General features: G+C 73.9%; 8 protein-coding genes and 1 pseudogene. 4 read left to right on the forward strand and 5 right to left on the reverse strand.

All coding sequences use genetic code 11. The features are described 5' to 3' along the window. Positions 1 to 84: 84 nt before the first annotated feature. From ACFYMP_RS26815 to ACFYMP_RS26825, 3 genes are all read left to right on the forward strand, one after another. A complete protein-coding gene (locus ACFYMP_RS26815; RefSeq protein WP_388862299.1) occupies positions 85 to 3,282 on the forward strand; it encodes a hypothetical protein in 3,198 nt (1,065 codons plus the stop codon). 34 nt (positions 3,283 to 3,316) lie between these two features. Continuing rightward, entirely contained in the window at positions 3,317 to 4,756 is a 1,440-nt protein-coding gene (locus ACFYMP_RS26820; RefSeq protein ID WP_388862301.1) for an RICIN domain-containing protein, read from the forward strand. 584 nt (positions 4,757 to 5,340) lie between these two features. Further along, positions 5,341 to 5,934 (forward strand): BlaI/MecI/CopY family transcriptional regulator, encoded by a 594-nt coding sequence (locus ACFYMP_RS26825; RefSeq protein WP_388862302.1) that lies wholly within the window; start codon positions 5,341 to 5,343, stop codon positions 5,932 to 5,934. Between the two features lie 150 nt (positions 5,935 to 6,084). On the opposite strand, the pseudogene ACFYMP_RS26830 reads toward ACFYMP_RS26825, so the two are convergent. The 5 genes and pseudogenes from ACFYMP_RS26830 to ACFYMP_RS26850 all read right to left on the reverse strand — a co-directional run. Beyond that, a pseudogene (locus ACFYMP_RS26830) lies at positions 6,085 to 6,282 on the reverse strand (kinase); the annotation flags it as partial. A gap of 160 nt (positions 6,283 to 6,442) precedes the next feature. After that, positions 6,443 to 7,003, reverse strand: coding sequence for a telomere-protecting terminal protein Tpg (tpg, locus tag ACFYMP_RS26835; RefSeq protein ID WP_388862304.1), 561 nt, complete (start codon positions 7,001 to 7,003; stop codon positions 6,443 to 6,445). A gap of 7 nt (positions 7,004 to 7,010) precedes the next feature. Further along, positions 7,011 to 9,245 (reverse strand): telomere-associated protein Tap, encoded by a 2,235-nt coding sequence (gene tap / locus ACFYMP_RS26840; protein WP_388862306.1) that lies wholly within the window; start codon positions 9,243 to 9,245, stop codon positions 7,011 to 7,013. Positions 9,246 to 9,467: 222 nt separating this feature from the next. Continuing rightward, positions 9,468 to 10,874, reverse strand: coding sequence for a glucose-6-phosphate dehydrogenase (locus ACFYMP_RS26845; protein ID WP_388862308.1), 1,407 nt, complete (start codon positions 10,872 to 10,874; stop codon positions 9,468 to 9,470). Positions 10,875 to 11,291: 417 nt separating this feature from the next. Then, positions 11,292 to 12,503: a cytochrome P450 gene (locus ACFYMP_RS26850; RefSeq protein ID WP_388862310.1), complete on the reverse strand. Its 1,212-nt coding sequence runs from the start codon at positions 12,501 to 12,503 to the stop codon at positions 11,292 to 11,294. 288 nt (positions 12,504 to 12,791) lie between these two features. Between ACFYMP_RS26850 and ACFYMP_RS26855 the strand changes: the two genes are divergently transcribed. Then, entirely contained in the window at positions 12,792 to 13,592 is an 801-nt protein-coding gene (locus ACFYMP_RS26855) for a GNAT family N-acetyltransferase (RefSeq protein ID WP_388862312.1), read from the forward strand. Positions 13,593 to 13,812 lie beyond the last annotated feature (220 nt).

Consider the following 13,812-nt stretch of genomic DNA (forward strand, 5'->3'; position numbering starts at 1 on the left):
GAGTTGGCTCACGACCCCGGCCGCGGTGCCGGAGCCGGCGGAGAAGAGGCGAGTGGGTCCCGTCGGCGGACGGGGAGAGACGGCGTGAGCGGTTCCACAGGCGCGCGTTCGCGCTGGTTCGGACGCCGCGGCGGACGGGCGCGTTCCGCTCCGCAGGCCACCGCGGCCCCCGCGGCGAGCTGGCCCGGCGGTGCGGCACCGGCGCCCGAAGAGGCCCTTCTCGTCGAGGAGTACGGCACGGTCATCCTGCTGCGTTCCCCCTCCGACGACTCCCTGAGCACCTCCGACGTCAACGACCTCGTCAGGGTCCTCGCCCAGGACGCCGGGCACACCGCGACCGTCGTCGCCGGAGCGGCGGCCGCCGTGGCGGGCGATCTGTGGGAGCGCCTGGCCGACGTGCTCGACGCGCTCCGGGCGGACGGCATCGGCACGGTCCGCCTCGTCCTGTCGGCCGCCGGGGACGACCGTCCCGGGGACCCGGCGCCCGCCCGCCGGGTCGCGGAGGACTGGGAGATCGAGGTGATCGCCCCCGACGGCCTCGCCCTCGTGGTGCCGGGCGGCGGGCTGTTCGTGGCGGAGCGGCACGCGGGGGCTGAGGGGGAGCCCGGAGGCTGGTGGCGTTTCTCGCCGGGGGCCGAACCGGTACGGATCGGCTCTCGCCAGCCCGCCCCCGCCTGGCAGCCCGCGGTCGAGGAGTTGCGGGTCACCGACGGCGGCTGTGTGATCGAGCAGGTCCCCAGCGGACTGCTCGCCCGGCCGCCGGACGCCGCACCGCCACGCGCCGGTGACCTCTGCTACGCCGTACCGGCCGATCCCCGGGGGCCCGCCCTCGTGCTGGGCGTGCCCCAGGGCGAGGACCTCTCGACGGCTGATGTCCTCGGGGTGCTCTCGGGGCTGCCCGAGGCCGTGCGCTCCCGGGTCCGCCTCGTACCCGGAGGCTCCCGGGACATCCTGCGCACCGGCCAGGCCGTGGCCGACGGACTCGGCACCGAGACCGTGGTGTACACCGGTATGCCGGTGCTCTCCTACGACAGCCCGACCGGTGCCGGGCGCATCCGGTGCGTCCTCGTCGGGGCCGACGGTGAACCGCGCTGGTGGCCGTACGTGGACGCGGTCGTCTGCGCCCCGGCATCCGCCGACGGGGCCGCGCCGAGCCCCCGCGTGCTGCGGTGGAATCCCCCGGCCGGGGGACACGGGGCCCCGAACGACGGTGTACTGCGGCTGCCCGGTGGCTGGCAGGCCACCGTCACCCGGGCGGGGATGTGGGTCACCAAGACCGGCAGCGCCCCGCCCTCGGCGACCTCGCGCCCCGTGGACGCCGACGGGCCCACCCTGGAGATAGGCCACCCGGGACAGCGGCTCGACCCCACCCTCTATCCGGCCCTCGCGGAACTCTTCGGCCGCCTCGGCGAGTCCGTACGCGCACGGGCCAAGCTCCATGTCCACGGCACCTGCCCGGGTAGCGGCGCGGAACTGCGCCGCACGGCCGCCGCCCACGGTCTGCGCACCATTCGCTTCGCCGCCGCCCCGCTGCCCGCACCGGGGGCGGCACGGGCGGCGGGCGGGGCCCCCGACACCTCCGCCGCCGAGTTGCCGGGCCCGCGTCCGCGCCTCGCGTCCGCGCCCGCCCCCGCGCAGCCCACGGCCGCCTCGTCGGCCGGTCCGCTCGCGCAGGGACGCCCGGACGGCCGTACGACCGGCCCCACGCGTTCGGGGGTTCCGGGCGCCCGGGGCCAGGAGACCCCGGCCCCCCACCTCCCAGCCGCAGGCACCGCGTCGGCCACCACGGGCACCCCGGCCCCCGCCCCGTCCCTCGGTCCGGGCAGGCCCCCGGCCAGGCCGAGCCCGCTGGTACGGGCCGGGCTGAAGGCGCCTGAGGGCGCCGCCGGTCCGGGGGCGGGCGGAGCGTCGGGAGCAGCGGCGTCGGGCGGGGTGGCACCCGTTGCTCCGGCGGGGGCCGGCCCGTCCGGGACCGGGCCCCGGCAGGACCCGGCCGAGCCCGCCGTTCCGCCCGCGCGGAAGGCGCCCGAGCCCTCCGCCTCGACGCCGGAGGCGGAGGAAGAACGGGGAAAGCCCCGCGTGTCGGCGGGCGCCCCCGCGGAGCCGCTCAAGGGCGTGCCGACGGAGCGCGCGCAGGCCCCCGCTCCGTCTCCCGGACCGGAAACCGAGACGGAACGCAAGCCGTCCCACGAACCCGAGCCCGAACCCGAGCCCGCTCCCCTGCCGCAACCCGAGCCGGAACCTTTGCCGGGACCCGCGTCGCGGCTGATGACTACGTCCTCCGGGGCGTTCGCGCCGGCGGGCGAGGCGCGGCCCGAACCGGCCGCACACCCCGCCGTACCGGCCGCCTCCTCCCCGCCCGCTGCACCGGCCCCGCCCAGCGCTCCCCCGGCGCCCGCCGCACCCCGGCCGGAGCACGTGACGCGGGCCCCGGACGCCGTACCGCCACCGGCGGCTCCGCTTCCCGCGGTCCCCTTCTCCCCCGGCCACATCAGCACCGAGGCGCAACGGGGTGAGTTCCGCCGACTGGCCGAGCCGGTGTGGGAACGGCATGCGGCCGCTGTCGCGCGGGCACTCACGCGCATGCCTGTGCTGCGCGGCCCGGAGCAGGAGTCGGTACGTGCCGACCTCGTCGCCCTGCACGTCTATCTGCACACCGTCGAGGGCCCGTTGAGCCACGGCGGACTCGTCCATGACCTCGGCTCCGACACGTCCCGGCTGCTGCCGTACGTCGCCTGCGTGGCCTCGGCACTGCGCAGGCTGCCCTCCTACCGGGGTGTGGTGTTCCGCGGTGCGGGCGACGGCGGCAGGGCGGCCGGTCCCGTACCCGCCGTGGAACCGGGCACCCTGCTGCGGGACCCGGCCCCGGTGTGCGCGTTGCCCCTCGGGCCGGGGGAACCGCGCCCGGCCGGGGAGCAGTACGTCATCTGGTCGTCCACGGGCCGCCGCGTACGGCAACTGGCGGGCGGCCCCGGCGCCGGTCGGGGCCATGACGAGATCGTCTTCTCCCCGGGCACGCTGCTGCGCGTCCTCGCCGTACGGGGGACCGCCGACGCGCCTCTCGTACTGCTCCGCGAGGTGCCCGGCGCCGCCGCCCCCGGAGCCGGCCCGTCACAGCCCACGGAACTCGACGACCACGACCGCGCGGCCCTCGACCGGCTCGACGAGGCACTGCGCCGTCACCCTGTCGCACCGGGGCGGTTCCGCTGGCCCGACCTGTGCGAGGGGGCACTGGGACAGGGCGGTCGCACCGCCGGTTCCGCGCCCCGTACCACCCGATGACCGCCCGACCCCCGCGAATCGAATCGGAGACACGATGCCCCACCAGGAACCCCCGGACCGGCAGGGACCGTCGGTACGCCGCGCCGTCCCGCTTCCCGGATCGGTGAGCCGCCCGGACCCCTCGTCGCTGCGCCGGAAGGGCGGCCCGGGAAGCGGGCCCCAGCCGAAGGGCGAACCGGCCGGGCCGGAGAAGAACGTCGGACCGGACGAGGCGAAAGGCACCCCCGCCCCCGCGCCGGCCCGTGGGACGGCCGGCGCCGACCCGGAGTCCGCAGCGCCCGAGGCCGAGAAATCCGTTGCTGCCGGGACCGTGGTCACCGGAGCCACCGCACCGCTCGTGGCCGAAACCCAGGCCGCCGAGGGCACCGGTGCCGAGGCCCGGAGCGGGACGGCGGCCGAACCGGCGCCGGAGGGCGAGGCCGTCGCAGGAGAGGAGAGAACGGGCGAGTCCGAGGCCGCCGGCCGGGGCGGGACGGCGGCGCCGGGCGGCGCGGAGGGTGCCGGGGCGGGGTCCGCAGTCACGGCCGCGGCCTCCGGTGAGGTGCCCCCGGAGGCCGCCACCGCCACGGACAAGAAGGGCGAGGAGCCTCCGACCGGCCGTCCCACCAAGTCGCTGCTCGCGGCGGCGGCCATCGGCGGCGTCCTCCTCATAGCCGTCCCCCTGCTGGCCTTCGCGGCGAACGACGACGACGAGAAGGAGAAGGCGGCCCCCGTGGCCGCCGGCGTGACGCTCCCGGACAAGGAGGAGGCGAAGGCGCCGGGCCTGTACCGCGCCCAGTCGCCCTCACCGTCGAAGTCGGAGAGGAAGCCGAAGCCGGAGAAGAAGGACGCCGACGCGAAACACGAGGTGACCGTGCAGGCGGGGCCCCCGGTGACCGGGAAACCCGAAGCCGGGAAGACCACGGAAGCGACGAAGGACGAGAAGGCCGCGGAGGCGAAGGAGAAGAAGAAGACCGCGAAGGAGCCGAAGCCCGAGATCAAGAAGGCGGTCGTGCCTGACGCCTCCTACACCCAGAACAAGGTCCTCAGAAACGTCAGGACCGGCATGTGCGCGGACGTCCCCGCCTACGGCAACGGCAAGGTGGGCGGGCCGGTCAACGAGTACTACTGCGACACCAGCGTCAACGACAACCAGCTGTGGAACTTCGACGTGAAGCTCAAGGGCGGCGGCCCCCGGGGCACCAACCTGTTCGTCATCCGCAACTCCAAGGACGGCCTGTGCATGGACCTGCCCGGCACGGCCGGAGTCAGCGGTGGCGGTGTCATCGAGGGCGTCTGTGACGGCAGTACCGGCGACAACCAGCTGTGGTGGCTGGAGGGCCGCGGCAGCGGCCGGTACTGGATACACAACTTCGCCAGCGACAACCGGTGCCTGGAGGTCTGGGGGCCGAGCGGCGGAGGCGGCTACCGCGACTCCCGCCTGAGCGTCACGGGCTGCAACCCCGCTGACGACCACGAGTGGCGCCTGGGCTGAGTTCCGGCCGTCACCGCCACCACGGTGTACGGCAACGGTGGTGCGTGAGGTCAGTGGGAAACCGGTGCGGGGACCGGTTTCTCCTGGCCTCACGCACCACCCGCGGGTCTGGAGAAGGGGTACGACGTCACCCCGACCGTCTTCGCGGACGTCTCGTCACGGTCAACGGCGCCTCCGTCGGCTTCGACGGTCTGTTCGGCGGCTTCGGGGCCAGTGGCCTGGGCCGCGCGATGCCGCGCCGGCGTGGCGAACCCGAGCGGGACAGCCTGCCGGTCCACGCGGCGGAGGTGCGGGGACACCCGGCGCTCCGGTCGCCGTCCGCGTACCGGTACGTTTCCCGGACGCCACCGCCCCTGCGGGCACATGTCTCCTGCGGGGCCACACCTCTGGACGTGCGCACGAGGCGATCGTGGACGCCGGACGCCCCACGAAGGGGCTGGCTCACCGCGCGCACCGGAACCTCACACCCCGCCGGGAACATTATCCGCCCGACCGGTCGTCCTCACTCACGCACACACTTCGGCACCGCCCCCACGGCATGGGTACCATGCGCGGAATCATGCGGATACGAGGGAGTGAACGAGGTGACCAGCCAGTCAACCTCCACGCTCCGATCGCGGTATGTCGAGCAAGCCGCGTCGGACCTGGAGGAGAACCGCCGTCGACAGCAGGAACTGGCCGACACGTTGGAGGTGTTGAAGCAGGAGGAGGCCCTCCTGTCCGACATCATGCGTCTCGCCGAGCGGTACGAGGGCCCGTCGGACCCGTCCCGTCCGCCCGAGTCGGCCCAGGAGAAACCGGCGCCGGTGCAGGCGGGGCGAGGTGCCGGGAACACCTCGCGCAAGGGGCCCGCCGCCGGGGCCACCGCGAAGAACGCCGTGCGGGGGAAGTCACGTGCGAAGACCGCCGCGAAGGGGAAGTCGCGGCAGCCGCTGCTCGGCGACGTCCTGCTGGACCTGCTGCGGACACACGACGAGCCGCGGCTGGCGAAGGAGCTGCGGGACGAGCTCCTGGAGAAGCACCCTGACCGCACGCCGACCCCACAGGTGGTGCGCAACACGCTTGAGTCACTTGTCGCGAAGGGCCGTATCAGGCGCCACAAGCAACAGCGCTCGGTGATGTACACCCCGGTCGAGCCCTCCCAAAAGGGGAGCGGCGCGTCGGCGGGCGACAGCTGATCCCCTGGTACGGGCAACCCGCTCCGCCCGTAAGGACGGAGCACGCACACGTGCCTGCGCGGCCCGTACAGGTGACTGCGCGGCTCCTGGCGTACGAGGCGCCGACAGCCGGTGGGTGCTGCCACCGCCGCGCGGAACGAACCGCCGTGCGATCAGGCCGATGTTCGCGGCGCCGGGCCGGTCCCGCTCGCGCAGCACCACGCGGCGGAGGTTGTCCTGGGCGACCACGGCAAGGCCGCGGCCGAACCTCTCGCGGAGAGTGGCCGCGACGGACGACTTCCCCGAGGCGCTGTTGCCCCGCAGGACGACCAGCCGGGTCTCCTCTGTTCCCACCCTCACGAAGCTCACGCTACCGGCGGCCGGCCGGCCGCCGACGGTTTCTCGTCACCGCGCCCACGCGTACCCGGGCCCGAGCAGACCACGGCCCGGCTCCCGGCTGCTGTGTGCCGCGCACCGGCCGGTGCCGGGGGGCGCGCCGCAGTGGGGCAGCCGGCGGAGCGCCCGGCCTCTACAGGCCGAATTCGAGGTGCTCGATGTCCGTGAAGCGGACCTCCTCCAGGGAGCCGGCGCGTCGGCCGCCGTCCTGGAAGTAGGTCTCCTTGAGCGCTTCGGCGGCGATCTCGCGGAGGCGTTCCTCACCCGCGCCCTGTTCCCGGGCCTCGAAGAGACGGGCGGCGTGACGGGGCGGCAGAGCGACGGTCAGGTGCCGGATCCGGTCCTGGTCCGTCGTCCCGACCGGCGCGGTGTAGCCGAGCCGGGCGCGGGTGTCGATGACGAGGCCGTCGGTGTTCGCGGCCTTCTCCCTGGCCCTCGCCCGGATCTGCGGTTGCCACCGCTTCTTCACCTCGTCCTCCAGGCGCGCCGCGAGTTCGGGGCGGGGCTTCTTGATCTGGTCCTTCACGTACCGCTCGACGGTGCGCTGGGAGATGCGCAGCATCCGGGCGACGGCCTTGGTTCCCTTGAGCTGCTTGACCAGATACCGCATCTGCGCGCCGGCCGACTTCGGCACGGGGCGGGTGAACGCCTTCTGCACCGCTCTGTCCAGGCCGTCCCCGAACAAGTCGCCCACGGTCTACCTACTCTCCGTTGTCCTGTCCGGTGACGGTGCCGTCCTTGATGTACCGGGCGAGGTTGAGCTCGGGGGCCTCGAACCGCTCGCGCAGGCCCTCGCCCCACAGGGTGGTCTGCGTACCCTCCCATTTGACCAGGCCCGGGTTCACCCCGAGCCTGAAGCCGCCCGGGAGCGGTTTGCCCTCCCGGTAGGGCAGGAAGTCGAGCGGGGTCTCACCGTCGACCGCGTAGACGACACAGTCGGAGAGGATCGCGACCGGGTACTGCCCGGTGAAGGCCGCGTGCCTGACGATCTTGCGGTGCAGGTTGGTCCGCGTGCGGGAGATGACCGCGGCGCGCAGGTCCGGCCGCCACGTCGGGCGGGACAGCGCCCGCCACGGCTCGCCCGGCCGCCACCCCTCTCCTCGGGGCCTCTCGCGCAGTTTGCCCAGTCCGCCCTTGACCGTCGCCTTCACCGCGGACACCACGATCGCGAGCTGCGGGTCACGGCGGCGGTAACCGTCCATCGCCGCCAGGAAGTCCGCCGGTGACAGGTTCGCGTCGACGCCGAGATCGGCCATGGTCGCGAGGTAGGCGTCGCGCAGCCTGTTGTACCAGCCGTCCAGGTAGCGGCCGTTGTCGTACCGGACGTACGCCTCGGCCGGCGCGACGTCGTAGCCCAGCTCCTGGGCGTAGGCGACGGTCGGTGTCGCGTACCAGGCCGGGCCCTCGGGGCGCTCGCCCTTCGGCGTGAACGGGCTGGGCAGAAGACTCGCGTCCAGTTCGGCCCACTTGTCCTTGCCGACCTTCACCCGGGACAGGTCGACGTGCGACAGGTCCACCAGCCAGGAGCCGGGCAGTTTCGGGTCGAACGCCGGGTTCCTGAGGTGCGTGGGTGCGCCGAGGCCCACCACCAGACCGTTGGCTCCGGCGGCGAAGGCCATGTTCACGTCGATGCCGACCAGGCTGCGGCGCAGGCACTCCTCGTCGGTGAGGGGGCGCGCCCAGTCGTACGCCTCCTCGAACAGCACCTCGGCCGGGCCCCGGACATGGAAGCGCGGCAGATCCTTCAGGAGCGGGTGCCCGTCCGGGGCCTCGCACGGGGCGCAGTCCACCGGGTCCTTGCCGAGTGAGCCGGGGTTGTGCTCGGGGTGCCGCTTGCCGTCGGCGTCCGGCTCGGAGGCGCGGGTCGGCGGGTGCAGGGCCGTCATCAGCTCCAGGCCGGTGACGGCGGTGGAACCGCGTGGCGTCATGACTCGCGAGGCGTAGACGCCCAGGACGCGTGCGAGATCTGCCGGGGGCAGCTGCGCGGCCGTCCCCCAGTGCCGGGTGTCGAGCGCCTCCCAGGACGGGACGCACAACTGCACGCAGGCCCGCTCCGAGCCGGTCGCGGGACGGTAGATCCGCGCCCACGGCCCGAACCCGCGCTTCGTCAGCCGCCACTGCGCGCGCGCCAACTGCTTGAGGACCTTGTGCCCTTCGGGCAGCCGTCCGGCGCGTCGCTCCTCCGCCGTGAGAGTCGTGGGGAGGCCGAGGCGCTCCAGCACGGCCTCGGTGAGTACGAGCAGCGGATCAGCGGGCTTCCCGGGACCGGACAGCTTCGGCTGCCCCAGCCTGCCCTCCTTCAGCGTCCACTCCACCAGGCCGGCGACCGACTTGGCGGGCACGTCCAGGATCAGGCCACCGGCGCAGTACGCCAGCAGCTTCCCGTCCTCGACGTCGACGACCGCCAACGGCCCGTTCTCGAACCGCGGATCACCGCCACCGGACGAGGACTCCCGCCTCGTGCCGGGACGGTGCGACGTCGAGGAGGGGGCGGTGGTGCGTGCCGGGCGCGGCGTTGCCGCCGGAGCGGCGACCACGGGGGCGGGGATCCGGGGCTGTTCCGACGCCGTCACCGCTGGGGGCTCGCCCGCCCGGAACGCGGAGTGGGTGCGCGCTGCCGCAGCCGCGGCGGGCGGGCCGGGCGCCGCGGGCGGCTCCGCGACCTCCTGTGGGGCAGCGGCAGTTGCCTCGGCCGGAGCGGGATAGAGCTCCGTGAGCTTCTCCAACAGCCGCGCGTACGCCTCACGCTCCGGGGGCCGGGGTTCCGTCTTTCCGGACTCCCAACCGCTGACCGTGGCCCGGCGCACCTTCAGCGCGGTGGCCACCTCGTCGATCGTCAGCCCGTGCGCGGCACGCAACCGCTTGCGCTCCGACGGCGGCGGAAGCGGAGAACGGGACGCCACCAGGGCGTCGACCGCGTCGAACAACTCGGACATGGCACACCTCCCGCCCCGTACGCTACCGATGAGGGACCGTACGAACAGCACTCTTCTCCCGTACGAAGTGCGTACGACACGCGTTCGGAGCATAGTGGCGTGCCGCGCCGACGACTTCAGCGGGGCTGGAGCAGTGCGGCCGTCCCGGGCCGCGGGAGGCCTCCGGTCCCGGTGGAGGCGGTGGAGAAGGAGGTGAGAGGAGCCCCGACAGCGGCCAGTCGTTCAGTTGTGTTCCGGGGTCTGTTCCAGTGGATGCCAGGAGCCGTCGGTGGTCAGCTGATCGGCTGCCTGTGGGCCCCAGGAACCGGTCCGGTAGGGGGCGGGCGGGGTGGTGGGGTCGAGAAGGTCGCCGACGATGCGCCAGCACTCCTCGACCATGTCCATGCTGGTGAACAGCCGCGGGTCTCCGGTGAGCGCGTGCCCGAGGACGTGCTGGTAGGCGTCGATGTCGTCGCCGGTCAGACCGGTGAAGTCGGCCGCGGCGTCGACCTGGGTGAACGATCCGGCCTCCTCCTCGCCCTGGACGACGAGGCTGAAGGTGACGCCGGAGCGCGGACTGACGCGATAGCGGACGAGGTTCGGGGCGGGGGCGCCGTCCGAGGGTCGGCCGTCGTCGGCGGGCGGACGCAGTTCCAGGACGATCTCGATGGCGGTGACGGGCATCGCCTTGCCCGCGCGGATCACGATGGGCACCTGTGCCCAGCGGTCGGTGTCGGCCCACAGGCGCAGCGCCGTGTAGGTCTCGGTGACCGAGTCGGCCCGCACACCGTCGACGTCGAGGTAGCCCTCGTACTGGCCGCGCACGTAGTCCTGCGGCCGGACGGTGCGGATCGCTTCGAGGACGCGGGTGCGTTCGTCCAGGCTGTCCTCGGCGGAGGGGGTCCGGGGCGTTTCCATGAGGAGGTGGGCGAGGAGCTGGAGCAGGTGGTTCTGGACGACGTCGCGCAGGCAGCCGGTGGCGTCGTAGAAGCCACCCCGGTCGGCGACGTCGAAGCTCTCGGCCATCGTGATCTGGATGCCGCGTGTGTGGGTGTGGTCGAGGACGGCGTCCAGCAGGGGGTTGGCCCGGCGGAAGGTGAGGAGGTTCTCGATGACGTTCTTGCCGAGGAAGTGGTCGACCCGGCGCAGCCTGTCCTCGGGGAAGTGACGGGTGAGGGCCGCCTGGAGTTCACGGGCGGACGCCAGGTCGTGACCGAAGGGCTTCTCGACCACCAGCCAGGCGTTGGAGTTCAGGCCCGCGGCGGCCAGTCCTTCGGCTGCCTGGACGTACTGCGCCGGGGGGACGGCCAGGTAGTGCGACAGCCAGGCGCAGTCCTGGGTCTCCTCGGCCACGGAGCGGAAGCTCCCGGGGTCCTCGTAGTCGACGGTGGCCAGGCGCAGGAGAGCGGCGAAGCGGGAGAAGGCGGCTTCGTCGACAGGCCCCTGAGCGGTGACGGCCGAGCGCGCGTGTTCGCGCAGCCTCTCCACGGTCCATCCGCCGCGGGTGACGCCGACGACGCGTGCCGTCAGTTCGCCCTTCCGGACGAGTTCGTAGAGGGCGGGCAGCAACATCTTCTCGGCCAGGTCGCCGGTGATGCCGAACAGCACCAGGGCGTCGGCCGTGTGGGGGCCGGCCGTCTGGGTTCCCATGGCGGTACGTCCTTAGGTCTCGGGATCGCTCCCCGCCACCGTGGTCGTCGGCGAGGAGAGGACGGCGGGGGCCGGGCAGGAGGGGCGAGGGGCGGGAGTCCCCCGGCCGGGGCGGCGGCCGGGCGAAGCCGTGGTCTCGGTTCCCCCGTCCGGCCGGTGGGGGTGCCGGCCTGCGGACATGACGCCGCCCTCCCGTCTCGCGTTGTCGCGGTGGCACGCAGGCTGACGGGACGGCGCCCGACTGCCCTCGCGCCCATCCTTGACGCTGTCACCGGCGTACGCGACCCGGGTACCGCCAGGCAGCCCTCGGCGGCTCAGCGATCCGCGCGTCTGACCGGATGACCGGATGACCGGCCGGGCAACTCGCCGCTTTCCGCTGACGCCGGACTGATCCGTTCCGCGCGGGGGCGGAGGCGTTCACGCGCGTACCGGGACGGAGAGGGGGCCGTACGTGAGGAAGGAGGGCGAGTAGGGCACCTCCTCGGGCGAGCAGGCGAGGGTCAGGCCGGGGAAGCGGTGGAGGAGTCGGGACAGGGCGGTCCTGCCCTCCAGCCGGGCCAGTGGAGCGCCCAGGCAGAAGTGCGGGCCGTGTCCGAAGGCCAGGTGTCCGCGCTGTTCCCGGGTGATGTCGAAGTGGCCGGCGCCGGGTCCGTGGTGCGCGGGGTCGGTGGCCGCGCCGCCCAGGCACAGCAGTACCGGGTCACCGGCGGGGATCGTCACCCCGGCCACGCGCACGTCCCTCAGGGCGTAGCGGAACACCGACGCGGCCACCGGCGGGTTCAGCCGCAGCGTCTCGTCGACCACGGCGTCCCAGCGGTCCCCGGCGAGCGCCCAGGCGAGCTGGTCCGGGTGTTGCAGGAGGTGGACGAGCGCGTGTCCGAGCATGTGCACGGAGGTCTCGTGACCGGCGATCAGGAGCAGGAAGAGGGAGTCCACCAACTCCTGTTCCGTCAGTCCTTGTTCCTCGTCGTGGGCGTGGACCAGAGCGGTGGTGAGGTCGTCGCCGGGGTGCTGCCGCTTCTCCTGTACCAGATCGCGCAGGCTCGCGACCAGGGCGCGGTGGGCCTCGTGCGCCTGTTCGGGTGTGCTCGCGTGGGAGTAGAGCACGCGGGTGGTCTCGCGGATCGTGGGCCGCCTCTCCTCGGGGATGCCGAAGAGTTCGCTGATCACGGCGATCGGCAGGGGTTCCGCGAACAGGGGCACCAGATCCGCCGCCCCACCCTCGCCCAGGTGGCCGGCGAGCCGGTCCAGGAGATCGTCGGTGATCACCTCCAGCCGGGGACGCAGCCCCGCCACTCGCGCGGGTGTGAAGGCCTTGGCCAACAGCCCCCGCAGGCGCCGGTGTTCGGCACCGTCCCGCATCAGCATGTGATCGCCCACGACGATGGGCATGAGCGCCCAGTCCTCGGGGACGCGCCCTTCGTGGAGCGCCTTCCAGTGCGTGACGTGTTTACCGAAGGCCCGGTCGTCGCCGTCCAGCACCTCGCGCACGGCGGCGTGTGTGGTCGCCGCCCACGCCCGGACCCCGGCGGGCAGTTCCAGCGGGACGACCGGTCCCGACTCGCGGAACCTGGCGAACGTGGCGGGCAGCGCCTCGTCCGCGACGGGAAGCTGAGCGAGGTAGGGCACGGTTCTCCTCCAGGGCGCTCGTCTGTGGGAACACGGTGGCACACGGCGGCCGGACGCACGGGCGGTTCGGGAGGTTCTCGTGCCTGCCGACGGCCGAGGAGGTGTCGCCGTGGCTCACATGTGCCGACGGCGGCAGGTGTGCTGATTCCCTCTCCGCCGCGCGGTTCTCCCGGTAGCATCGCGACCGGTCCGCGACAGGGCGGGCCCCGGGGTTCCCAGGGCCCGGGGTGGTGCCGGGCGGTGTACTGCCGCACGGCCTTCGGGGTGGCGGAGAGTCGAGGAGCCCGGGTGACGGACATCGCGGAGTCGATTGAGTCGGTGGAGCAGCTCACCACGGTCTGGCGCGCCATGGTGCTGGACCGGGACGCGGGAGCGGACGTGCGGGATCTGCCCGGTGTCGCGGTGCGCTGGGCGGACTGCCGGTTCGCCTTCTGGAACTGTGTGACGCTGACCGAGGCCGGGATCGGCGCGCCGCTCCTGGAGCGGCGGCTGGGCGCGGTCGCGGAGATCATGCGCGCGAAGGAACGTCCGGGTTTCCTGTGGTTGTTCGAAAATCTTCTGGACGAGGAGGCCCGTGCCGGGCTCCCGGAGGCGGCCGCGCGGGCGGGTCTCGAACTCGCCTTCCCCGGGGTCGGCATGGCGGGGGACCTGCTCCCGCTGCCCGAACCGGTCCATCCGGAGCTGACGTTCACGCGGGTGCGCACCGAGGAGCAGTTGCGCGCGTACGCGGACCTCAACTCGCGCGCCTACGGGTTCCCGCTGGAGGAGGGCCGGGACGGACTGGCCGGCTCCGCGCTCTGGAAGGACGGTGTCCACGCCTACCTGGGGCTGCGGGACGGCGTGCCGGTGACGTGTGCCGGGGCGGTGGAGGCGCGGGGCCGCCTCTTCGTGATCCTCGTGGCCACCGACCCCGCGTGGCAGCGCAGGGGATACGGCGAGGCGGTGACGCGCAGAGCACTGTACGAGGGCGCCCGGGGGACCGGGCTGACGCGGGCCACCTTGCACGCGACCGTCGCCGGAGCGCCGGTGTACCCGCGTATCGGGTTCCGCCCGAACTCCCCCGTGCTGTTCTACGGCCTGCGGGGCTGATCGAGGGCTTGCGGGGCGTGGGCGCCGCGGGATTTACGGTTTGCGGGGCTGGGGCGCCGCGGGGGCCGCGGGTGTGCTCGCGCAGCCGGGGGGGGGGGGGGGGGGGCCCCCCCCCCCCCCCCCCGCGGGGGCGGGGGGGGCCCCGGGGGGGGGGGGGGGGCCCCCCCCCGCCCCCCCCCCCCCCCCCCCCCCCCGCCCCCGGCGCCCCCGGCCCCCCCGC

Source organism: Streptomyces sp. NPDC007088 (genome assembly GCF_042869355.1).
Taxonomy (GTDB): domain Bacteria; phylum Actinomycetota; class Actinomycetes; order Streptomycetales; family Streptomycetaceae; genus Streptomyces.